This window comes from Rugamonas apoptosis (assembly GCF_014042355.1).
Taxonomy (GTDB): domain Bacteria; phylum Pseudomonadota; class Gammaproteobacteria; order Burkholderiales; family Burkholderiaceae_D; genus Rugamonas; species Rugamonas apoptosis.
In genome coordinates this window covers 1-23,063 of the sequence record NZ_JACEZU010000021.1, presented here as the reverse complement: position 1 = coordinate 23,063, position 23,063 = coordinate 1, and the positions used below count along the sequence as shown (strand labels likewise).

Here is a 23,063-nt window from a genome sequence, read left to right as displayed (position 1 = left end):
GTAGCAATTCATGACGCAGTCGATCACCACAATCAATCCCGCCACCGAAGCGGTATTGAAGACATATCCGGCGTGGACATCGGAGCAAATCGAAGTCGCAGTCCAGCAAGGTCACGTTGCCGCTGCAACTTGGGGGCGCCAATCGCTGGAGACGCGAGTCACCGCGTTGCGGCGCCTGGCCATCGTTCTGCGTGAACAGAGCGCGGTCTTTGCTAATCTCATCACGGAGGAGATGGGAAAGACGCTCGCGGAAGCCGCTGGCGAGATGGAAAAATCTGCAGTTACCGCGCTCTATTATGCGGACCACGCTGAGCGGATTCTGGGTGATGAGCCAGTCCAGATCAGTGGAGTAGATGCCTGGGTCAGCTACGAGCCAATCGGGTTGGTGCTGGCTGTAATGCCATGGAACTTCCCCGTGTGGCAAGTCATGCGCTTTGCGATTCCCTCCATCGTTGCCGGCAATGGCATCTTGCTTAAGCACTCCCCGAACGTCACGGGTTGCGCGCTCGCTCTGCAGCAGCTCTTCCTCGATGCCGGCTTGCCTCCGAATCTGATCACCACCCTGGTGATAGCAGAACCGGACGTGCCTGCAGCCGTGGATCGCCTGATTGCTGATGACCGCATCGCCGCGGTTACCATGACAGGTTCCAACCGTGCTGGCGCCGCGGTCGGCGCGGCGGCCGGACGTGCTTCGAAGAAGTCCGTGTTGGAACTTGGCGGCTCGGATGCCTTCGTCGTGCTGGATGGCGCGGACGTGCAGGCCGCAGCGGCAGCCGCAGTCAAGGCACGCTTCCACAATGCTGGCCAAAGCTGCGTTTGCGCCAAGCGCTTCATTGTGTCGGAGTCGATCGCGCAGGAATTTACCGAGCTCTTCGTCAAGGGTGCACGTGCGCTGGTAACTGGTGACCCAACTGACCCTGCGACTCAGATTGGTCCTTTGGCGCGCGGCGATCTGCGTGATGCGCTGCAGTCGCAAATCGAACGCTCGATTGCGGCCGGCGCGACACTGCTGGCTGGAGGGCGTTCGGTTGAACGGGACGGTTACTACTATCTGCCAACTGTACTGAATGGCGTTATGCCTGGCATGGCCGTGTTTGATGAAGAGACCTTTGGCCCAGTCGCTGCGATCAGCGTTGCCCGTGACGACGATGACGCCATCCGGCTTGCCAATGCCTCGCAGTTCGGCCTGTCTGTCAGCATCTGGACCGGTTCGAAAGAGCGTGGCGTGAAGCTGGCCAAGGCCATCACCTCGGGCGCGGTCTTCATCAATGCGATCACCGCATCTGATGCGCGCGTTCCGTTCGGCGGTACCAAAAAATCCGGCTACGGCCGTGAACTGGCCTCTTCCGGTGTACGCGAGTTCACCAATATTCGTACGTTCTGGACAGTATAGTCTTGGTTTAAAAGGCCGTGGCCGGTTCAAGGAACTGGCCACGAGTTAGTGCGTGAAATATCAAACGGGCCACATATTGATGTTCAAACCTGAACATCAATATGGGCCCGTTTGACGTTAGAAGTGAGTCCGCATGCCGACGGCGAATTCGGTCTGGTTGGTGTTGCCCGCCGCAGTAGCCACACGGAACCCATCACGCAGTTTCATGTAGTCTGCCACCACGTACATCTCGGTCCGTTTGGAAAAGTGATACATGATCGAGCCGTAGATCGTGTCCTTTTTTCCCGAACCGCTGGCGGTGGCCGTCGTCGTGCTGGCGTATGGGTTGAGCAGGCCGGTGCCGGCACTATTGTAGGCGCCGTTCTTGACGTTGAAGTTCACGTAGCCAACTGCATAGTCCAGCGCACCACCTGGGGTCAACTTGGTCGAGATCGTCCAGGCGTTATCCTTACGCTCACCCAGCGCGACTGGCTGTTCTGCGGTGTAGTGGAAGTAGCCTGCGCTAACGCGAACGGCAGGGAACATGTAGCTGCCGCCCAGCGAATACGAGCGGTGGGTCATGTTGTTCACGTTTGCTTCGTTGACGAAGGTCGAGACGACGTAGTTCTCGCCGTTGTAGCCGATGGCTGCGGACTTGGTCGTATTTCTCGAGAAGTCGCCTGGGACCTCGCCCAGCTTGTAGCCCAGGCCCGCGACCACGCCATTGCTGAAGATCTTTTTCCAGACAATGCCATTGTCGTAGCGAGTGCCAGTATCGCTGCCGGCGTAGTACACCAGTTGCTTGAAATTATTGGTGTTGGAGAAGCCGCCTTCACTGTAGTTCAGCTTTGCTGATCCATAGGCATCACCATAAATTTGGGCGAAATCGCGCGCGAGCGTATTTTGCCGGCCGATCCGAACCTGCCCGAGCTCTTTGCTTTCCAGACCGATCCAGGAATCGCGATTAAACAGCACGCCAGGTGTATCCATAGCACCGGTGCCGATCACATATTCGCTTTCGAGCTTGAACACCGCAGCCAGGCCGTTGCCCAAGTCCTCGCGACCCTGGAAGCCAAGACGGCTTCCACTAAACCAGGGAGTTTGAAAGCCGACAATGCTGTCGCCTTTGGCGTTGGTATTATTGATCGAGCGGATGGTAGCGTCGATCAAGCCATAGACTTGAACACTGCTTTGTGCCTGGCCAATGGCCGGCAGAGCCGATGCGCTCAACAATACGGCAGCCATGTATTTCTTTTGCATCTATATCTCCTTGTTATAAAAAACGAAGTCCCCATTTCACTGCTGATTACTCGCTTCGGAAAAATGGTGGAAAACCCCGCAGCGAGTTCTGTAAACTGGGCGGCGAATCAGAACGTGTGCTTGATGCCGAGGTCATACTCGGTGTCGCCGGCACCGAACTTGGTAGTGGTAAAGCGCGTATTGCTTAATTTGGCTGCGCCCATGTACCAGTTGGTGCGTTTGGACAGCGCATAGCTGTAGACCAATGCCAGCTGGTTGGCTCCGAGATGGGTGTTGGCGCGATCTGTCTTGTGGACCGCGTTAGCCATCAGGCTCTGTACTCCGAATGGGACCGTGACGCCGACGATGTAGTCCCGGCTATCGGTCAAGCCAGTGCCTTTGTTATCGCCGTAGCCGATCGAGCCGATGACCGGACCAAAGTCGTACTTAGCAATCAGCAGGACGTTGCGCGCGCTGTCGGTAGCAGTTGCGTTGGTGGTGCGGTTGAAGGCTCCGCGCAGCAGCAGGCGACCCGCTTCGTAGCTGACGCTGCCACCAATCTGTCGGGACTTGGCTGAATTGCCAGCGACCTCACCAAAGCCATAGGCGGCCTGTGCGCTGAAGCCCTGAAGAGTTGGCGTGGCGTACATCACAGTATTGTTCATGCGGGTGCCGGCTTTTTCACCTGCCATCAGCTGACCAGCCGCGCCGCCGTAGTTGTTGGAAAACGGATCAACCTGCACGAGTGTGTTATAGATAGGCGTGTATTGACGGCCCATGGTTACGGCGCCGAAATTTCCTTTCAAGCCGGTATAGGCTTGGCGGCCAAATAGCGTGCCGTTCTGATCGCTGGCGCCGGTGTCGAGCAGCAGGCCAGCTTCCAGAGTGAACAATGCCGACATGCCGTTGCCTAAATCTTCCGTCCCGCGAAAGCCAATGCGACTGCCATTCGATACACCGCTTTCGAGTTTGGTTGTCGTCCCGCTTGGGCCTCCTTGCGACATGACCAGTGCGCTGTCAAGCAGGCCGTAAATGCTGACGTTAGATTGTGCATAGGCCGGCAAAGTCGCCAGCGACAGTGCTGCTGCGGTGAAAATTTTGTATTGCATTTTGCTTCTCCTGATTGTGGTTTAAAGAATTCAGAGCGCACTTGTCCTGCCCGCTTGGAATCGAATTTCCAGGCAGGAGCAAACGCTGAAATGGGGAGCGGGCTATGCCCGCGTCAGTCAGTAGCGGGCGAACACAATGCAGACAGGGCTGCCGGTGGCAATGGGCTCACCGGCAGGTGTTAGCGCACCGTTGGCTGGGTTCATACGAAAGCGCGAAATGGTGTCGCTGTTCTCGTTGGCCGCGTATAAGAATTGGCTGTCTGGATCGATCGTGATGAAGCGCGGTCCATTGCCTCCAGTCGGCTGCCAGCCGACCACTTCCAATAGTCCGCTTTCCTGATTCACGTGGTAAATGGCTACGCTGTCATGTCCACGATTCGATCCATAGACGAATTTGCCGTTGGCGCTGCAAATGATCCCAGCACCGGTGTTTTCATCGATATTGCTGGCGGGCGTAGTCGGCAGTACTTGCATTGGCGTGAGCGCGCCCTCATTGGCATTCCAGGCGTAGGTAGTAACGCTGGAATTCAGCTCGTTCATGACGTACGCATAAGGGAGGCGTGGATGGAAGGCGATGTGGCGCGTTCCTGATCCGGAACGGGCTGCTACTGAAGGTACCTCCGCAGGAAGCAGGGCGCCGCTCTGTGGGTGGATGCTATAGCTGAACACGCGGTCCAGGCCTTTGTCGGGCACAAGCAGATACCTTCCACTGGGGTCAAACATGACTTGATGTGGGTGGGAACCAGTTTGCTGTACTTTATGGGGGCCGGGCTCACCTGGGAGTGTTACGAGTGAGGTTGCTGACGCCAGGGAGCCGTCTGCGTTGATGGGCAGAGTGGCGATGCTGCCGGTGGCGTAGTTAGCCACGAATAGAAAGTGGTTGGCAGGATCGACGGCTAAATGGACGGGGTTTTTTCCACCGGTCGATTGGCGATTCATGAAGGTCAGCTTGCCAGAGAACGGGTCGATTGCGAAAGCGCTCACCTCGCTATGGTCGCCATGGACCACATATAGCCGACGTTGCTTGCGATCCAGCGTGATGAAGGATGGATTCACCAGGTTTTTGATCAACTGGACCTGAGTCCATATGCCAGTTGCATCGACGTGAAATACACTGAGGCCTTCACCACGTGCATTGCGTTCCTTGGTTGTGCGTGAGCCGACGTAAGCATATGTGGTCGTGGCATTGGCGGCGGAGGTCGGCCATCCCGTGCCGGCGGCAAGCACGGCCAGCGTGCAACTGGCCAGCAGGCGGCGTCGTGGGCCGCTTGACGAGTATTGATTCATTTCTGTCTCCAAATATTGTGCTGTTTTTCTTGCGCGGACGCTCAAGGAAGGACCACGTAAACCCACCCATCCATCAAGCGTCGGGCACTTCTGCTCATGCTGGCCTGGGTGACCATCCACCGGTCATCTACCAGGCGCGCGACTGCACCAGCTGTAAGCGTTCCAGACGGATGGCCGAAGCGAACTTGTCCTGACTTGGACTTCGTCGACAGACGATGCACGACCGTGCCGGGAATGGCCGCGGCGGCCGCAATACCGATGGCACCGGTGCCGGTCATTGCATGGTGCAACTTACCCATGGAGAGGATGCGTGCACTTAAGTCGATGTCCTCTTTACGCACTTGCTTTCCACTTGAAGTGATTGCGTCCCTTGGAGGTGCGAAAAATGCAAGTTTTGGTGTGTGTGGCCGTTCGCGACTGGCTTGCTCTGGCGTTGAAGCCAAACCCATGGCGACGGCGCCGTGAGAGCGGATGGCCTCGCAGCGTGCGAGCAATGTCGCGTTTTGATTAACTTCTTGCTGTGATTCGGTTGCACTCAAGCCGATGGCTGCCGCGTCGATAAAAATGGCGGGGTTGCCGGCGTTAATGTAGGTGACCACATACGTTCCATGCTCAGGGATGGATAAGGTATCTGTCACGTTACCAGTTGGGAACATTGGTTCGTTGGCGTCTGTATCGTCGCCACCCAAGTCTAGGAAGTCCAGTTTAATTTCGGCTGCAGGGAAAGTGACGCCATCCAGTTCGAAATTACCGTATTCAGTGACTTGCCCATCTTGTGTCGGAACATGGGCAACGATTCTCTTTCCGATATTGGCTTGCCATATGCGAACCGAGGTCACGCCATCGTGTACTGTTTCCATCAGTCCCTCGGTGATTGCAAAGGGCCCAACCGCTGAGCTGAGATTGCCGCAGTTGCCAGACCAATCAATCACTGCGGATCCGACCGCAACGGCACCGAAGAGATAGTCGACGTCGCAGTCTGGTCGATTCGAACGCGACACGAGTACCACCTTGCTGGTGCTCGAAGTGCCTCCGCCCATACCGTCGATTTGCTGTCCATAAGGATCTGGGCTGCCTATCACGCGTAGCAGCAGTTGATCGCGCAGGATTGGATCTGCAGGCAAAGAATCACTGCGGAAGAATACACCCTTGCTAGTGCCCCCGCGCATATACACGGCGGGGATGCGAAACTGTTTAGTCATAACCTGTCTCTAGTTCAAATATTCATTGAGTAATTGCGGCAACAGCCCGCCTTGTTCGAAGTAGGCAACTTCTTCATGAGTGTCGAGTCGGCTACGCACCGAAATGGTGATGACGCGGCCGCAGTCTGTCGAGATCCTAACCGTCAAGATTTCACCAGGCTGTAACGTGCCGCCCAGGCCCTCAATATCGAAACGCTCACGTCCAGTCAGGTTTAACGTCAGACGGTCTTGTCCATTCATGAATTGGAGAGGCAAAATACCTACCCCGGCGAGGTTTGCACGGTGGATGCGCTCATAGCTCTCCGCTAGTACGGCACGCACTCCAAGCAGGCGCGGCCCTTTTGCCGCCCAATCACGCGAGGATCCACTACCATAATTCTTTCCGGCGATCACCAGCAATGGCGTTCCTCGGCGCGCATATCGCTGTGCGGCTTCGAATATTGTTAGCTCCTGCAGCTCCGGAAGCACAAGCGAATACGGGCCTTCCTTTTCGCCGACTAGTTCGTTCTTCAATCGTGCACTTGCAAACGTTGCACGCATGGCCGCCTCGTGGTTGCCGCGGCGAGTACCGTAGGAATTGAACTCCTGTGGCGCCACACCGTGGGCAATCAAGTAGCGCCCGGTGTCGCTGTCTGGCAGAATGGTGCCCGATGGGGAGATATGGTCGGTTGTGATATGGTCTCCAAGCATCGCGAGTGCTCGCAAACCAACGAGGTCACTAGCTGAGTTGGCAAGGGTTGAGTCGCTGTCCCAGTAAGGCGGGCGGCGGATATAGCTGCTGGCTGGATTCCAGTTATAGCAGTCCGCTACTTCGATGTTGGGCCGATCAGCACGTGTCGCGATATCGATCTGTAGATCGCTATAGGCATTTGAGAACAAGTCGGCCGTTACTACTTGGGCCTCAAGGGCGTCCAATTCTGCATCAGTAGGCCACACATCTTTTAGATAAACCGGTTGGCCGTTATGGTCCTTACCAAGCGGGTCGATCTCCGGATCAATTTTCCCATTGCCCGCGATAGCATAGGCCACAACCAGCGGTGGTGACATGATGAACGCCTCGCGTGCTAGTGGATGAATTCGGCCTTCGAAGTTGCGGTTTCCGGAGGTGACTGCGATGGTTGCAATACTCTCGCGTTTGATATTTTCTTCAAGATCAGGTGACAATAAGGGACCGGACATGCCATTACAGGTGGTGCAGCCGTATCCAATGATGTTGAAACCTAACGCGTCCAAGTCTTGCTGTAGGCCGGCCCGCTGCAAATAGGCGGCCACTACACGTGAGCCTGGTGCAAACGAAGTTTTGGTCCATGGGGCGCGCCTTAGCCCGCGGGCAAGCGCATTGCGGGCAAGTAGGCCAGCTGCCAAGACAGCGCGTGGGTTTGAGGTATTGGTACAACTGGTGATGGCGGCAATGACCACTGCGCCAGCTGGAAGGGAATCAGTCGAGAGGTTTTTTTGAGCGTCAGAGGCCGTGGTCGCGGCGGCCGCCTTGCTTTGCGGTCCCAGGATGATGCGCTGATGTGGCTGTTTAGGGCCCGCGATTGCGCGGCCGATCCTCGATAAGTCGATCTGTAGAGTACGGTCATACTCTGCGTTAGAAAGCGCATCATGCCATAGGCCCTGCGCTTGTGCATACGCTAAGGTGAGCGAGCAAGCGTGCGCTGACCGGCCAGTCATGCGCATGTAGTCTATGGTGCGCTGATCAATCGAGAATAGCGCGGCAGTAGCGCCGAATTCTGGCGCCATATTGGCGATGGTCCCGCGGTCGGCTACCGATAAGCGGGCCGCTGCGGCTCCGAAGAATTCCACGTAAGCGCCGATGACACCTTCACCGCGCAAGAACTCGCTTAACGCGAGAGCGATGTCGGTAGCGATATACCCTGGTGGTGGCGAACCGACCAATTCGACACCGACCACTTCCGGAAGGCGCATCATCAATGCCTTACCTAGTATCGCTGCTTCCGCTTCAATACCACCTACACCCCAGCCAAGCACGCCAATGGCATTGATCATTGTCGTGTGACTATCGGTGCCTACTAGTGAGTCTGGATAGGCGAGCATTGAAGTTGGTGTACGCTGAGAAGCGATGACGGGCGTCAGTCGTTCAAGATTGATTTGATGCAGGATGCCCTTGCCGGAAGGGATGATGGACAGATTGTCGAAGGCTTTGTTGGCCCAGTTCAGAAATTCGAAGCGCTCTTGATTGCGTTGCCGTTCGATGTGCATATTTTGTTGCAGCGCTTGCGCCGTACCCCAGTGCTCCACATTCAAGGAGTGATCGATCACCAAATGCACAGGGACTCTCGGATTGACCTTGCGTGGATTGCCGCCACGTTTCTCCACTGCGTCGCGCAACCCGGCCAAGTCAACCAGGACTGGGGTACCAAGCAAGTCCTGCAGAACCACACGGCCCGGTTGGAATGGCAGATCCTGGTCGCGCTTGCGATTGACGATGGCATTCAGGGCTACTTCGCGCGCCACGCCGTCGGAGACATTTCTGGCGATGTTCTCGGCGAGAATGCGCAAGCTGTACGGCAAGCGAGCATACGGGTTGTGGCCGAACGGAGAGCATGCTTGAATAGTGTCGATACTTTGATACGTAATACCGTCCACGTTCAAGCTGCGGAGGGGGCGTTCGATGTTGATCATGATGGTTTCTGACATTCTGGCGTAGCCGGCTGGGATGCGGCCTGTTTTTTTATACTGCATTATGCGAAAATAAAATGCAATGTATTTTTTTTTGACAGAGGCCTGCGTGGTTCTCCTAACATGCCCGATAATGTTGACTGGCGCAGAGGCGCGGTCGTAGCTCGTGGCTAACTTGAATAACTGTTGGAAAAATGGCACTCACAACTTTACAAACACGCGTGTTGCGTGAAATTGTCGTCCATGCGCGGCGGGAAAACTTGGCCGCCGGCACTCACCTTGCCGAGGCTCACCTGGCCCAGGCAATCGGCGTTTCTCGCTTCCCCATATCGGCTGCGCTGGCGCATTTAACCGAGCTCGAGGTGGTACGCCATGATCGCAACCGCGGTTACTTCCTGGCAGTGCCAGCGTCTGAGCTGAGCGACATGGCGCAGGAGTGGTCAGCTGCAGCGGAGGACCCCCTCTATCTGCAGATCGCCGTCAAACGCCAAAGCGGTGTGTTACCTGATGAAGTCAACGAGGCGGACTTAATGCGGGAATTCGAGGTGTCTCGTGCAATTTTGCGCAAGGTCCTCTCGCGAATTCAGCAGGAGGGTTGGATCGAGCGGCGCACTGGCCATGGCTGGGAATTCTTGCCCATGATCGATTCTGCCGAGGCCTATGAGGATAGCTATGTGCTGCGACTGGCAGTGGAGCCGGCGGGACTGATGAATCCAAAGTTCCGGGCTGATCCGGTCGAGCTCGAGGCCTGCCGCAAGCAGCAGCAATACATTGCCCAGGACGGATATCGAACCATGACTGCCATTGAGCTGTTCGAAGCGAACTCTCGCTTCCACGAAACGATCGCTGAGTGGTCCGGAAACCGCTTTATTGTGCAAACTGTGCGCCGCATCGACCAATTACGGCGGCTGGTCGAATACATGCAGGCCGAAAAACGCCTTCCGCGCAAAGCCCAAGCGGAGGAGCACCTGGCCATCCTTGATGCGATCGCCCGCGGCGACAACTTGGCGGCAGCCAGCAAGATGCGTGAGCACCTTGATGGCGCGCGTCGGGGAAAAATCACCTCCGTAGCCTTCAACGACGGGCAAAAAAAGCTGGCCTGATCCAGCCACCTGCCGTCAGGGCGAGCATCGGCTCGCCCTGTTCGCGCTGAAATTCTGCAGTGCCGCTCCTCCGCCCTCCCTTTCCCTGATCCCCTCAATTTGCTCGTGAACACATGTCTTGTCGCATGTGCGCGACGCGCCGCTGCGTGCACATGAATTGGCTTAGCGCCGATAAAGGGCTTGACTTTGGTTTTTTTGAGTTGCATTATGTGCTCATTAAATGCGACTAAAAATTTACAAACCCGACAGGAGACCGTAATGCCGAAAGTTCCCGCCACTGCTCTGGCTTTGAGCGCCAGCATGTTTTTCACCAGCCTCACCTTCGCTCAAACGGTGCCGGCCGGCTATCCGGCCAGTTACGCAGCGACCATTGCCGCTGCCGTTAAAGAAGGTACCTTGGTGATTTATTCGACCACCGACAGCAAAGCCGTCGAACCATTGATTCGTGACTTCCGGGCGGAGTATCCAGGCATCACGGTTGAATACAACGACATGAACAGTACTGAGATCTACAACCGATTCCTGAGTGAGCAGGCGGCCGGTGGTGCTTCGGCGGATCTGACCTGGAGTTCTGCAATGGATTTGCAGATGAAGTTGGTGCATGACGGGGGCGCCTTGCAGTACAAAACGCCGGAAGCGACCCACATTCCAGCATGGGCAAACTGGAAGGACATGGCTTACGGCACCACCTTCGAGCCAGCGGCGTTTGTTTATAACAAACGATTGGTTTCAGATGCTGAGGTGCCACAGACGCATGCGGAACTCGCAAAACTGGTGACCGACAAACCGGAAAAATTCGGCAAGAAAGTTACCGCCTTCGACATCGAAAAATCCGGCGTTGGTTACATGTACATTACCCAGGATGCGAAAGCGAACCCTGACTTCTGGAACTTTGCCCGCAGTGTTCAGCATGCCGGGCTGCGTGTCCAATCGTCGGTGGGCATCATGCTTGAGCGTATCGCTTCTGGCGAGCAGCTGATTGGCTTCAATCTGCACGGATCCTACGCATATGCTCGCGCCAAGAAAGATCCTTCCATCGGCGTTGTCATCCCGAAGGACTATGTCCTCGTGATGTCGCGTGTGATATTCATTTCGAAAGGCGCGCGCCACCCTAACGCTGCCAAACTCTGGCTGGACTACACGCTCTCCAAGCGCGGCCAAAGTGTCATTGCTAACCAGGCCGAACTTTACTCGCTGCGCACCGACGTCGAAGGTGAGTCGACAGCAGCTGCGCTGGCACGTCTTCGCCCTGGTGTACTCAAGCCGATTCCTCTGAACGAAGAGCTGCTGGGAAATCTGGATCAAAAGCGCCGGCTCGACTTTTTCAAGCAATGGAAAGAAGCGGCAGTCAAGTAAGTCTCTGCGGCCCTCGCGGCCAACTTCGAGCGGAGGCGATCGCTGCCGTTTCCGCTATCTTCCAGAATTGCTGAGGTCCTTTTTATCATGTCTACCCTGACTCTAGCGCGGCTGAATTGGCCGCGCGGCGTGGTCGTAATGCTGACCGCGATCGCTATCTTCTTGCCGTTGAGCCTCGTTTTCTATCAGAGCTTTTTATCGGCGCCGTTCTTCTCTGCGGATAAAGTTATTGGCCTTGGTGCTTACCAATTTATTTTCGACGATCCGGATTTTCGCTCGGCTTTCCTGAATAGTTGTGAACTGGCCGCCGGGCTGGCGGCAATCTCGGTTCCATTGGGATCCCTACTTGCCTTCCTGATGGTGCGTACCGACCTTCCTGGCCGCACGTGGATGGGGCCTCTGCTGCTGGTACCGATCTTCGTCTCGCCGCTGGTTATCGGGTTTGGTTATGTGGTGTCGATGGGACCGGTTGGCTTCTATACCTTATGGGTGAAGGAGCTGACCGGCATCGCCGAACCGTGGAATATCTACGCTTTCTCCAGCATTGTCGTCATTGCGGGCCTCACGCACGTACCGCACGTCTACCTGTACGCGTCGTCCGCGCTGAAGAGCCTGGGCTCGGATGTTGAGGAAGCAGCGCGCGTTGGCGGTGCCTCGCCACTGCGCGTGGCGCTTGATGTTTCGCTGCCGATGATCATGCCTGCGCTGGCCTATGCGAGCGTATTGGTCATTTTCCTGGGCTTTGAAGTATTCGGGCTGGTACTTGTCCTCGGAGACCCGGAAGGGCATCTGGTGATGGCTACCTATCTGTACAAGCTGACCAACAAGCTGGGTACCCCTTCCTATCACATCATGGCTGCGGTGGCGGTCTGCCTGATCGCGGTAACCTTCCCGCTGGTGCTGTTGCAGCGCGTGCTACTTCGTACCGCCGGAAAGTATGTTGCCATCAAGGGCAAAGGCTCACGTCAGAAGGCATTGCCCCTGGGGCGTTGGAAATGGGTGGCATTTGGCGTCATCGCAGTTTGGCTGATGTTTACCATTTTCATGCCCATCTCCGGCATAGCACTGCGATCATTCGTCTCCTATTGGGGCGAAGGCGTCAAGCTGAGCGATGCAATGACCGTCCAGCACTTTATCGACATATGGAACCAGCCTAGCCTGATGCGCGGGATCGTCAACACGGTCTTGATCGGCATTATTGGTGGCGGACTCGCGGTAGCTTGCTATTTCGCGATCGCGCTGGCGGCACACCGCAAGGCAGATGGCATCACGCGCTTCCTCGACTACACCGTGTTAGTCCCGCGCGCAGTCCCTGGGCTGTTGGCGGGGTTGGCTTTCTTCTGGGTGTTCCTGTTCATGCCAACGCTCCTGGAAAGCGGCCTGCATCCTTACGGTGAAGCTGGCCAGTATCTAATTGACCATGTAGTGACTCCGTTGCGCAGCCTGCGCTCAACCCTGTTTTCAGTGTGGCTGGCGTATTCCGTAGTGTGGCTGGCGTACGGCTTGCGTCTCATTTCCAGCGCATTGCTGCAGGTAGGGCCGGAGCTGGAGGAGGCCGCACGTGCAGTAGGAGCCAGTCGAGGCCAGGTCACACGCGATGTCACTTTCCCGCTGGTGCGCTATGGCCTGCTGGGGGCGTGGCTCATGGTATTCCTGATCTTTGAGCGTGAATATTCGACGGCCGTGTACCTGCTCTCGCCCGGGACTGAAGTGATCGGCGCGATGCTGGTATCGCTGTGGGCCGGCGGCGCGGTGGATTTGGTAGCAGCGCTGTCCTTCATCAACATTGCACTGGTATCCGTTGGCTTGGGCATCGCGCTGCGCTTTGGCATCAAGCTGCACAACTAATAGAGAACCTGACCATGAAACGAGACCTGGCAATGAATGAATTAACTGTCAACGAACTGCATCTGGAATATGGCAGCGGCGCGAGCGTCAACCCCATCCTGAAGGGTGTATCCATGCACTTGACGAAAGGTGAAGTGGTAGCGCTGCTTGGCCCTTCCGGAAGTGGGAAAACCACATTGCTGCGTGCCGTGGCGGGGTTGGAAAGTCCAAAGCAGGGGACGATCAGCATCGGTGAACGCGTGGCGTTCGATGGTTCGCGACAGTTTGAGCTGCCGGCTGAGATGCGCAACTTGGGACTGGTGTTCCAGTCCTATGCGTTGTGGCCCCACAAGACCGTGGCTGATAACGTGGGCTATGGCCTGAAACTGCGCAAGGTCGGCAGTACTGAGATTGCGCAACGCGTGAAGGCAGTGCTGGCGCAGTTGGGCCTGGGCCATTTGGCTGAGCGCTTTCCGCACCAGCTATCGGGTGGCCAGCAACAGCGTGTGGCGATCGCACGCGCTCTGGTATATAACCCGCCAGTGATTCTTCTTGATGAGCCGTTGTCCAATCTGGATGCGAAGCTTCGCGAGGAGGCACGGGCCTTCTTGCGTGAACTGATTGTGCGGCTCGAATTATCGGCCTTGATGGTGACACACGATCAAGGCGAAGCCATGGCCATCTCCGACCGAATTCTGCTGCTAAATAATGGCAGGATTGAGCAGCAAGGAGATCCGCAAAGTATGTATGAAAAGCCACAGACGCTGTTCACCGCCGAATTCATGGGTAGCAATAACCGCCTGAAGAGTACATTTGTCCGCCGTAACGACTCCACTGTCACGCTGCGGATGGATGGCTGTGAAGTAATTGGTACCGCATGTGGCGCAGGAACCGGTAGCGATGTCACGGCGGTTATTCGGGTTGAGCATGTGCGCATTTCAACTGAACCTGGTGTCAACGCCGTCCGCATGCCGCTGTCCACCTGCATGTATCTGGGCGATCGCTGGGAGTGCCTGTTCCATCGTGGGGAGCTTGGTGAAGCGGGAATTCGCGCTTATTCGCCACATAAGTTGAATGCGGGAGAGTACTGGCTGCACCTGCCTCAACATGCAATCTGGGTGTTCGAGAACTAGGACATGTGATGGACCAATTTTTTGTCAATCCGTTGGCTATTGAAGCGCTGGCGCCACGTGGAGTTCTGCGCGCGGCTATTAATTTCGGTAACCCTATCTTGGCTAGTAAGGATTTTCGTACCGGTGAACCTTATGGTGTTTCTGTGGATCTGGCGCGGGAATTGGCCAGGCGTTTGGGCCTAGCACTACGCCTGGTCGGGTACGAAGCTGCAGGAAAGGTGACCGCCGCCGCCTGTGCCGATGAGTGGGATGTGGCCTTCCTGGCTATTGATCACGAGCGTGGATCCAGCATGGAATATAGCGCTCCGTATGTGCTGATTGAAGGAGCGTATTTGGTTCCGGAGCGTTCGGTGATTCGTGACATTCGCGACGTGGATCAGGCCGGGAATCGCGTAGTAGTTGGACAAGGGAGTGCGTACGATCTCTTCTTGAGTCGCATGATGCGCCATGCCCAGATCGTACGGACGGCAACATCTCCTCAGGTTACTGAAACCATGCTAGCTGAGGGGTATGAAGTTGCAGCGGGAGTAAAGCAACAGCTTGAGGCTGATATGCGTCGTCTTCCAGGAGGGCGTCTGCTGGATGGAAGCTTCATGTCGATTTGTCAGGCAATGGCGGTTCCCAAGGGCCGCCTGCGGGCAATCGAATACTTAGTTGAATTTGTGGAAATGATGAAGGCAAGTGGTTTTGTCGCGGCATCACTGAAGCGGCATCGTATAGGTGGCGCTGCAATAGCGCCTGTTCGCAGCATCGTCAAAGGAGCATCATGAAAAATCTGATTAAAGGGATCATATCCGCGTCGGTCTTGCTGGGCGCCCTGGCACAGGGCGCGGAACGTGGCAATGAGGCCGAAGCGGTCGCGATGGTACAGAAAACCATAGCTCACCTCAAGCAGAACGGCAGGGAGAAGACCTTTATCGAAGTCAACGACCCGAAGGGCCCTTTTGTTGATCGCGACCTGTACGTAGTTATTAACGACATGAACGCAAAGAATCTGGCCCATGGCGGCAACCACCGCATTCTTGGTAAGAACTTGATGGACCTGAAGGATATTGATGGGAAATATCCTATGCGCGAGCGCATAGCGATGATAAAGGCCTCGGGAAAAGGCTGGCAAGACTATAAATTCGTAAACCAGGCCACACAGCAAATCGAAAAGAAATCCATGTACTCCGAGCGGTATGAAGATCTGATCGTCAGCTGCGGCGTCTATAAACAGTAGTTCATTCCCGGAAGCTCCATTCCGATGGACCTTTGCCCATTCGCGCGGCGGCGCTGGCTGGGCTTTTTTTTTGTGCGCTGATCATAAAGATCATGCCGCTACGATTGCTTTTACACTGAATAAGGAACTTCATTTTGGATTCGCTTGCAGATCAAGCCCTCAAGTATCACTCGATAGAACGTCCCGGAAAGATCGCGATACAAGTAACCAAGTCTGTTGGAAGTTCGGCTGACCTGGCGCTAGCGTATTCGCCGGGCGTCGCCGCTCCCTGCCTCGCCATTCAGGAAAACCCAGCCTTGGCTTATGAGTACACTGCCAAGGGTAACCTCGTTGCTGTGATTACCAACGGCACTGCCGTACTGGGACTTGGAAATATCGGGGCGCTCGCCGGTAAGCCTGTCATGGAGGGCAAGGCGGTCCTATTCAAGAAGTTCGCCGGCATTGATGCCTTCGATCTCGAAATTGATGAACTGGACCCAGCTAAGCTTGTGGATATAGTCGCCTCCCTACATCCTACCTTTGGTGGGATCAATCTCGAGGACATCAAGGCTCCTGAGTGTTTTTGGATCGAACGCCAGCTACGGGATCGCTTATCCATTCCCGTGTTTCACGATGACCAGCATGGCACTGCGATTGTTGTCGGTGCAGGACTGTTGAACGCGCTGCATTTAACGGGGCGCCACATCGGGCAGATCAAGGTGGTTTGCTCGGGTGCTGGTGCGGCCGCAATGGCCTGCTTGGAAATGCTACTCGAACTAGGGGTAAGCAAGTCCAATGTGTTTGTCTGCGATAGCCATGGCGTGCTGACCACCCAACGGCAGCTCTCGTCGGAAAAGGCAGCGTGGGCGCAGGACTCGGAATGCACAACACTGGCCCAGATTGTAAGAGACGCTGATGTGTTCCTTGGTGTATCGGGCCCTGGACTGTTGTCCCAGCAAGATGTCGTGAATATGGCTGCGTGCCCGATTGTCTTCGCGTTGGCCAATCCCGAGCCGGAGCTGCGCCCTGAGCTGATCCTTGAGGTGGTACCTGATGCTTTGGTGGCCACGGGACGATCAGACTATGCCAATCAGATTAACAACGCGTTGTGTTTTCCTTACCTGTTCAGGGCAGCACTGGACTGTGGTGCTAGCGTGATCAATGCTGAAATGAAGCGCGCCTGCGTTGACGCTTTGGCAGAGACGGCTCGCCATGATCCGCGATTCGGCACGCAATACCTGGTTCCGGATTTGCTGGATGACAGGCTGCTATTGAACTTGCCTTCCCGGATTGCGGCGGCTGCGCTGCGGAGTGGCGTGGCACAACGTTCGCTCAATGAGCAACAATATCGGGCACGGCTTCAAGCGCTGGCAGAAACCTTACGCGATTAATTTTCCGCGGAATTTATGTGGATGAAAAGGTGTGCCGCAAGTTCGGCGAAGGTGATCGCGAGCTAGAAGTCAGCGTGCCCCCTTTTGGAGAGCCTCGGGTAATCAGTCTCGGGGGACTGTTTGGAGCCGGCTGTTCATCGCTAGTGAGGGGCTCAAGTTGAGGAGGACTCGAAAGACGAGTGGTATTACGGTTTGCCGCAGGAGCTGTGCGGAGGCCACGCTGATTCCCTGGCGACCAGGCGACCAGGCGACCAGGCGCTGGCGCGCGGTGCGGACGGCGATCGGTAGGCCATTCGATGAAGATGCGCTCGCGATCATAGGCAAGGCCGAGGTCGTCGTAAATCTCATGAATCGGCGAGCAATTTCACGGCACCAAACATAGACACCACCTTCGCTTCCCTGGGATTTTCCGGGAGATTGGCGAGCGCATCGCGGATCTGGTCGATCGGTTTGATGTTGTGCATGACCACAATGAGTTTTCCTCCCCCAAGGCGGGCAAGACGCGGTCGCCGGGGCGTGTCGCGCACCAGTGTCAATTTTGTCGGCAGTAGCGTTGCGCGGCTTGATGCGTATCAGTGTCGCGCGTGTTGCCGCTATCGTCGCCGATGTGTCGTCATGGTCGTTAAACCTGAATCGCACAATTGTCGTGACGGTGTCGCATGCCGATTGCGATGATGGTTGCTAGGCAGTCGTGAGTATGTCACCGATCCATCGCAAAGTCGGGTCAGTCGGTGACATGCTGTCGCCAAGGACGTCGCGCCTTGATGCCACGGGGGGCGTGGACGTGGCTCAAATCGTCGCGCTGGCGTCTCGTGGCTGTCGCAATGCCGTGCGCTGATGTCGCGGACGGGGCGCGATCGTGTCGCCGACGTATCGCAATCCGGTGCTGGCGCGTCGCGTGGGTGTCGCATCGTAGTCGTATCAGCGTCGCACCGTAGTCGAAACAGCGTCGCGTCTTAGTCGAAACGAAATCGCATCAGTGTCGCGCTGGTGTTGAACCGTTTGATATGGATCAGTGGCGGTCGCGTCGCCGGTTGTATACGGTCGTTAGCGCATCTACAGTGTGTTCAGGGGCGGTGGATCGGGTGGTGAGGAGGGGACAGGGTAGGGTTTGCTATACCGCCGCGAAGCGGCGGCACAGCAACCGGCACATGCCAGTCGTTGCACTCCCTCCATGTGCCTACCACCCAGCTCAGGGCGTAGCCCCGAGACCCCGACCGAAATCGATCGCTGAAACAGGCAAGGTCATGGGCACGCAAGAGAAACGGATCAAGACGTCGATGGTGATGGTGCGGGTGTCACCCGAGGATCACGCCGCGCTGGCCGAGCGCGCGCGCGACGTGAACATGACGGTGCCGGCCTACATGGTGTCCTGCGCGCTGGGCCGGCGCACCCGCAGCCAGGCCGATGCCCACATCCTGGAGGAATTGCGCCGCCTTGGGGAGCAGCAACGCGCGCTGCACGCCAGTGGCGATGGGACGCTCACGGCCCAATATAGCGTCGTGCTGGTCGAAATCGTCGGTGCCATGCGGCGCCTGGGAGCATGACATGGCCGCCAGGCAATGTGGCTGTATGCATGGCCCATCGACCCGGCCACGCCGTGCCTGGCATGGCATGGCGCCGCCAGCGCGGCGCGGCCAGCCGAAGGGAGCGCCGTTGGCGAAGACGCGCGTACCCGGCACCGGAGCCCGCCATGCTAGCCAAGGTGGTACCGCTGCGGCGCGACTGGCATTCCGACTTCGGCAAGCTGGTCGCGTACGTGACGCAACGTGACGAACAGAAGGAGGAAATGACAGATGAGCTCGATACAAGCGAACGACAGCGACACATCCGCATTCTTGACAGCGCTCACGCGCATCTCCGATCAGCAGAAGACCATTTGCGCCCAGCTGGACGAACTGCTGTTATTGATGCAGCTGCCGTCCGAGTCCGTGCTGCAGGTGTTACGCGGCCTGCTGCTGCCGATGAATTCGAACATCGACGTATTGGTGACGACGCTGCGGACGCGGCTGGGGGAGGTTTAGATGGCGATCAACATCAACGAGGTCTTGCCACTGCTCGACGCCATCTCAACGCAGCAGGGGGGGGCATCTCGACGCGTTTGGCCAAGCTGATCACGCTTTTCAAGCGCGAGCCCGAGCCCGTCGAGCCGGTATTGCGTTCCGTGCTGAAGCCTTTGCGCGAGGGTATGAACGAGATGCAGGAGACGTTGCAGGCGCCGACGCCCCGCGACTGACAGCTTGCGCGCAGCGCATCGGCCAGGAGCCGGGGATCGTCTGCCAGCACAATTGCTTTTCGCTGGCGACGGCGGCGGCGGAAATGCGCGCCGTCGTGGCGCAGAACGCGCGCGTGCGCTCCAGGCCACGGATGGTCATCACGCTGTTCTCGGCCACCATCATCACGGCGTCGCGCAGCTCGGGATAGACATCGGGCTGGCCCGGTTCGCCCAGGAGTCTGGCCATCATCATGATGCGTTTGTGCTCCTGGTCGTAGCACTCCCGGTAGACCAGCCAGCCCAGGTCCACGGGGCGCAGCATGGCCAGCCGGTGTCGCGGCAACGCGCGGCCGGTATCCTCGTGGAGCTTGCAGGCACGGACGTACATGGCATATAAATTACTGTATAAAAACACAATATAGCGGGCGGTGACCGGACGGACGGGCTTTTTCGAGGAGGCGTGGCACTACCTTGCTCGGTGCGGCGGTTCCAGAGTATGCTGGCGCAAAGTAACTCTGAATAAAGCCAAAAATGGCGTGGCATTCACATGGCAAAAGCACCGTATATTGAAGACCACAGATTGAAGCACATGCTGAAAGTGGCCGCCGTCAGCGGCGAGTTCCCCGTGCGTAATGTCGCTCTTCTTACCTGCGTCTACGGCACTGGCATGATGCTGACCGAGCTTGCCCGATTCCCTTTGAAGGCATACCTTAACCCGGATGGTTCTGTGCGCGACGAATCCGCAGTGACGCCGGACATTGCGTATAACGGCAATGAGCGGCCTCTATATTGGGCAAACAAGAAAGTGGTTGATGCCATCGACAAGTACCTCGTGTACCGCGTCGAGCACCGCCACCGCGTCACTACGAAACAGGCCGCGTACCGGGGGCTCGATCCTGAAGCTCCGCTGTTCCTGACAGATGTCGGCGAACCATACAAACTGACCGAGAGACGCACCAGCACTGGCGCAATCAGCTACTCCTGCGACAGCCTGAGCCAGTTTTTTCGTAAGCTACACCTGCAAGCCGGCATAGAGGGCGCAAGCGCGATGTCTGGGCGGCGCACGTTCGCGGTCCGATTGGCGACAGGCGACCGGCCGGTCGATCTCAAACACATCAAGGTGCTGCTTGGCATGAAGACCCTGCGCGCAACTAAGGCACTCATAGATGTCGACCCAGTGCGACTTGGGAAGATCGCGGCGGGAGTATTTTGATGACGAAGAAGAAGCCTAGCCAGCAGGATTTTTTACGCGATGCCATGAACCGGCTTGGTCTGACGCAGGACCAGTTTGCGGCCCGTATCGCTGTGTCTCGCAAGACTTTGGACAACTGGCTTTTACCGCCAAGTGAATCATCGCGCGGCATGTCCGACATGGCGTGGAGGTTCATCGGAGAGATTCTGGAGCGAGAGTCGAAATAGTCTTTAACTACTCCCATTGAGGGGATACATATCTGTGGGTATGTATGCTCATTGACGCCTTAACGCCAAGAGGAAATCGGGGATTAGGGGCGGCAGTTCACACAGCGGTCGCCGTACGATGGCATCAACGCTGTTGAATCAGGGATATGATCTTGCAACATTGCAATTGATGCTCGGGCTGTGGTGCTGGACCATGTTGTTTCATATTTGGGAATTTCTCATGCTCGGCTTCGCCAGGCATTCGCCGCCGCATTGTGATAATTGGTGAGATTGCATCCGTTGTAATTAATCTAGAATGTTTTTGCAATGTGGAAACATTTTGTTGCAATAACCGTAATCAATTCGACGAAAATTCAGGATGCCAGTTGAATGAATCTGTACGCTGTTTTAGCAGATAGAACTGGTTTGGGTAGAAGTTCGAAGTTGGTGCGAATTCAACTTTTTGAGCCGGAATATCTATGAAGAACATACCAATTCCAGAGCATCTAATTGAGCAGGCGATCGAATCCATGTCTAACGAATTCGACTCGCACGATGTGATTAAAGAGTTCGCGCAAAAAAATCAGCGGATTTACGCGGAAGCACTGGTAGCTGTTGAGGGAGATCGACTGTTTCACAAACTACATTCCGACATTGGGCGGCAGATTGCGGCGATCTGCGAACACCTTGGATATACCCGCATCCAGTCTCGAAGTGATGATATTTTCGGCCAGAAGAGCAGGTGTCTAGGCTGGTTCAAGAGCTGAAGGAAAATACCGTATAAACGGTTTATAAGGATAGCAGTGAAGATCATTTCAATTCGACCTGAAACCGCAGACTTGGATGCTGACGAAGCAGAGCATGCTTTCGCAACATCCGGCGCTTTTCAAGTTGCTTCGGAGAGAGCCTTTCAAATCCAGATCGTTGATGAACAGTTCTTCCAGAGCGCTCGGGTGCCTGCTGTTGTTTGCGCGGCACTTTCAGTTGAGTTAGGAATCAAGGCGAGAATCATTGCCGATGGAAACCGGAAGAAGTACAGAGCGCTAAAGGGGGCTGCGGCACACCACTTGGCGACTATCTTTGCGATGCTGTCCTCCGACGACCAGAGCTGGTTTATCAAAGGATCGAATCTTCCCGTCGATGAATTCAATGAGAAGCTGCAATCCGTAAGCGCAGCCTTTGTTGATTGGCGCTATGTATACGAGAAGAGTGAGCGAGTGATAGATTTTTCATTTCTCAGCAAATTGGCAATCCTCGCGAGCAGCTTGCCAAGCGACGCTTAACCCCGAGGAAAACGAATGAAACGAGATTGGGACTTGCTGAGAAAGCAGCTGACGGATATCGAAGAGGGGCGTGACGTCTTGGCAGATATTCCAGACCCTATAAGTTGGACCGGCGATATCGCGTGGGAGGAATTTGAGCAAGCGACGGCGGAACAGCAGCAAGCCGAGAATCGTCTTGCTGGTCATTTGGAATTGCTGATCAAAAGTGGGTATGTGGAAGGTTTGTCAGTTGTTCGCGGTGCAGACAATCATTTCTCATATGGTCGACATGCGCCACGTCTGACTATGGCAGGGCATGACTTACTCGATACCATGAGGTCCGCAACAGTGTGGGAATCCATAAAAGCGATGGCGAAGAAGAAAGGCGTTGAGTTGACCTTCGACGCAATCAAGGTTCTAGCAGGTGCCGCTTTGAAGCACGCGCTGTCATAAAGGAAAATATGGTCCAACAACTGTACAAAGGTGCGTTGAACGACGCTTGCCTTGAGTTGGCGAAGCAAGTTCTTTGGACCAACAACGGGGTATCGAGCGATATCGTTGAGACGTTGGCTGCTAGATTTCAGGACGAGGTGCTGAGCCACGTCGATTTCATTGTTGGCCAGAATCGTGACCCTAATATTCTCACCAGGGCGGTTCACTATCTCGTGGATTCACATGCAATCCCGCCAATGGGATCGGATATCGCTTGGTTTCGCCAGATGCTTACGTGCCTCGTCGAACTTGCGGTTCCAAATTCAGGGTTGACACCAAAGGGAGCAGAATTCTTGAAGGATGTACAGATTGGAATCGAGGAGTCGATCGAATCTGCGGATGACTAAGAAAATTGCGCCCTGGTGGCGCCCGCAACCGGCCGGCGCCGGCACAAGGAAAATTCATGACCACGAGGATTCTGGCATGCATGGTGCTGTTGCTTTGCGGCGCGGGTGCGCAAGCAGCGGGCATGTCTTCTAACCATCATCCGAAAGACTATTGTGGCCTTGGTGCGGAGGTCGGGTTGCCCTCCTCAAGCTATACGAACGGGGTGTGTGGCAGCAAATACGTGGACGTCGGATCGGCGCCCGGAGCCAATGGGCTGATCAATAATCTGTCGTTCTACTCAATGGGTGATTTTGATAATCCCACGACGCTCAAGCACGTGAGCTTCATTTTGAACGTTAACAATCCTGCGGATGGTTGAGGTAGCCTGACATTTTCGGACACTTCCATTTGATAAACTTGTCGAAGGGAGTGAAATCATGAGATCAACAACATACACGCCGGAATTCCGGGCCGAGGCGGTCAAACTGGTGCTGGCACATGGG

At 56.1% G+C, this 23,063-nt stretch carries 23 protein-coding genes; 17 read left to right on the top strand and 6 right to left on the bottom strand.

Going from position 1 to position 23,063, the window contains the following annotated elements; all coding sequences use genetic code 11:
• The first annotated feature begins 10 nt into the window (after nucleotides 1-10).
• A complete protein-coding gene (locus H3H39_RS26840; RefSeq protein WP_182157586.1) occupies nucleotides 11-1,393 on the top strand; it encodes an aldehyde dehydrogenase family protein in 1,383 nt (460 codons plus the stop codon).
• A gap of 117 nt (nucleotides 1,394-1,510) precedes the next feature.
• Here the strand turns inward: H3H39_RS26840 and H3H39_RS26835 are convergent, their stop codons facing one another.
• The 5 genes from H3H39_RS26835 to acnA all read right to left on the bottom strand — a co-directional run bounded on the left by H3H39_RS26835 (nucleotide 1,511) and on the right by acnA (nucleotide 8,858).
• Nucleotides 1,511-2,632: a porin gene (locus H3H39_RS26835; protein ID WP_182157585.1), complete on the bottom strand. Its 1,122-nt coding sequence runs from the start codon at nucleotides 2,630-2,632 to the stop codon at nucleotides 1,511-1,513.
• A 107-nt stretch (nucleotides 2,633-2,739) separates the two neighbouring features.
• Nucleotides 2,740-3,720 carry a porin gene (locus tag H3H39_RS26830; RefSeq protein ID WP_182157583.1) on the bottom strand — a complete coding sequence of 327 codons (981 nt, stop codon included), beginning with the start codon at nucleotides 3,718-3,720 and terminating at the stop codon, nucleotides 2,740-2,742.
• 117 nt (nucleotides 3,721-3,837) lie between these two features.
• Nucleotides 3,838-5,007: a lactonase family protein gene (locus H3H39_RS26825; protein WP_182157581.1), complete on the bottom strand. Its 1,170-nt coding sequence runs from the start codon at nucleotides 5,005-5,007 to the stop codon at nucleotides 3,838-3,840.
• 41 nt (nucleotides 5,008-5,048) lie between these two features.
• Nucleotides 5,049-6,209: a 2-methylaconitate cis-trans isomerase PrpF gene (gene prpF / locus H3H39_RS26820; protein WP_182157579.1), complete on the bottom strand. Its 1,161-nt coding sequence runs from the start codon at nucleotides 6,207-6,209 to the stop codon at nucleotides 5,049-5,051.
• Between the two features lie 9 nt (nucleotides 6,210-6,218).
• Nucleotides 6,219-8,858: an aconitate hydratase AcnA gene (gene acnA / locus H3H39_RS26815; protein WP_182157601.1), complete on the bottom strand. Its 2,640-nt coding sequence runs from the start codon at nucleotides 8,856-8,858 to the stop codon at nucleotides 6,219-6,221.
• A gap of 191 nt (nucleotides 8,859-9,049) precedes the next feature.
• Here acnA and H3H39_RS26810 point away from each other — a divergent pair, with 191 nt between their 5' ends.
• From H3H39_RS26810 to H3H39_RS26770, 9 genes are all read left to right on the top strand, one after another.
• Entirely contained in the window at nucleotides 9,050-9,958 is a 909-nt protein-coding gene (locus H3H39_RS26810; RefSeq protein WP_182157578.1) for a GntR family transcriptional regulator, read from the top strand.
• Nucleotides 9,959-10,216: 258 nt separating this feature from the next.
• Nucleotides 10,217-11,314, top strand: a complete 1,098-nt coding sequence (locus tag H3H39_RS26805) for an ABC transporter substrate-binding protein (RefSeq protein ID WP_182157576.1) — start codon at nucleotides 10,217-10,219, stop codon at nucleotides 11,312-11,314.
• 87 nt (nucleotides 11,315-11,401) lie between these two features.
• Entirely contained in the window at nucleotides 11,402-13,162 is a 1,761-nt protein-coding gene (locus tag H3H39_RS26800; protein ID WP_182157574.1) for an ABC transporter permease, read from the top strand.
• Between the two features lie 32 nt (nucleotides 13,163-13,194).
• A complete protein-coding gene (locus tag H3H39_RS26795; protein WP_182157599.1) occupies nucleotides 13,195-14,274 on the top strand; it encodes an ABC transporter ATP-binding protein in 1,080 nt (359 codons plus the stop codon).
• A gap of 8 nt (nucleotides 14,275-14,282) precedes the next feature.
• Nucleotides 14,283-15,044 (top strand): ABC transporter substrate-binding protein, encoded by a 762-nt coding sequence (locus H3H39_RS26790; protein ID WP_182157572.1) that lies wholly within the window; start codon nucleotides 14,283-14,285, stop codon nucleotides 15,042-15,044.
• Complete coding sequence (locus tag H3H39_RS26785; RefSeq protein ID WP_182157570.1) at nucleotides 15,041-15,496, top strand: cache domain-containing protein; 456 nt, start codon at nucleotides 15,041-15,043, stop codon at nucleotides 15,494-15,496. Before H3H39_RS26790 ends, H3H39_RS26785 begins: the two co-directional genes overlap by 4 nt.
• A 134-nt stretch (nucleotides 15,497-15,630) precedes the next feature.
• Nucleotides 15,631-16,866: a malic enzyme-like NAD(P)-binding protein gene (locus H3H39_RS26780; RefSeq protein WP_182157568.1), complete on the top strand. Its 1,236-nt coding sequence runs from the start codon at nucleotides 15,631-15,633 to the stop codon at nucleotides 16,864-16,866.
• A gap of 1,247 nt (nucleotides 16,867-18,113) precedes the next feature.
• The gene (mobA, locus tag H3H39_RS26775) at nucleotides 18,114-18,413 is read left to right on the top strand and encodes a plasmid mobilization protein MobA (protein ID WP_182157567.1); all 300 of its coding nucleotides are present in this window, start codon (nucleotides 18,114-18,116) and stop codon (nucleotides 18,411-18,413) included.
• A 249-nt stretch (nucleotides 18,414-18,662) separates the two neighbouring features.
• Complete coding sequence (locus tag H3H39_RS26770; RefSeq protein WP_182157565.1) at nucleotides 18,663-18,890, top strand: hypothetical protein; 228 nt, start codon at nucleotides 18,663-18,665, stop codon at nucleotides 18,888-18,890.
• A 99-nt stretch (nucleotides 18,891-18,989) separates the two neighbouring features.
• Here H3H39_RS26770 and H3H39_RS26765 read toward each other — a convergent pair whose 3' ends face one another.
• Complete coding sequence (locus tag H3H39_RS26765; protein ID WP_182157563.1) at nucleotides 18,990-19,469, bottom strand: hypothetical protein; 480 nt, start codon at nucleotides 19,467-19,469, stop codon at nucleotides 18,990-18,992.
• A gap of 159 nt (nucleotides 19,470-19,628) precedes the next feature.
• Here H3H39_RS26765 and H3H39_RS26760 point away from each other — a divergent pair, with 159 nt between their 5' ends.
• From H3H39_RS26760 to H3H39_RS26730, 7 genes are all read left to right on the top strand, one after another.
• Complete coding sequence (locus H3H39_RS26760) at nucleotides 19,629-20,294, top strand: site-specific integrase (protein ID WP_182157561.1); 666 nt, start codon at nucleotides 19,629-19,631, stop codon at nucleotides 20,292-20,294.
• Entirely contained in the window at nucleotides 20,294-20,500 is a 207-nt protein-coding gene (locus tag H3H39_RS26755; RefSeq protein WP_182157559.1) for a transcriptional regulator, read from the top strand. The genes H3H39_RS26760 and H3H39_RS26755 overlap by 1 nt, the downstream gene beginning before the upstream one ends.
• A gap of 458 nt (nucleotides 20,501-20,958) precedes the next feature.
• Nucleotides 20,959-21,246: a hypothetical protein gene (locus tag H3H39_RS26750; RefSeq protein ID WP_182157557.1), complete on the top strand. Its 288-nt coding sequence runs from the start codon at nucleotides 20,959-20,961 to the stop codon at nucleotides 21,244-21,246.
• 36 nt (nucleotides 21,247-21,282) lie between these two features.
• Nucleotides 21,283-21,762, top strand: coding sequence for a hypothetical protein (locus H3H39_RS26745; RefSeq protein ID WP_182157555.1), 480 nt, complete (start codon nucleotides 21,283-21,285; stop codon nucleotides 21,760-21,762).
• Nucleotides 21,763-21,777: 15 nt separating this feature from the next.
• A complete protein-coding gene (locus H3H39_RS26740; protein WP_182157553.1) occupies nucleotides 21,778-22,194 on the top strand; it encodes a DUF2513 domain-containing protein in 417 nt (138 codons plus the stop codon).
• Nucleotides 22,195-22,202: 8 nt separating this feature from the next.
• A complete protein-coding gene (locus tag H3H39_RS26735; protein ID WP_182157552.1) occupies nucleotides 22,203-22,580 on the top strand; it encodes a hypothetical protein in 378 nt (125 codons plus the stop codon).
• 56 nt (nucleotides 22,581-22,636) lie between these two features.
• Nucleotides 22,637-22,939 carry a hypothetical protein gene (locus H3H39_RS26730; RefSeq protein WP_182157550.1) on the top strand — a complete coding sequence of 101 codons (303 nt, stop codon included), beginning with the start codon at nucleotides 22,637-22,639 and terminating at the stop codon, nucleotides 22,937-22,939.
• Nucleotides 22,940-23,063 lie beyond the last annotated feature (124 nt).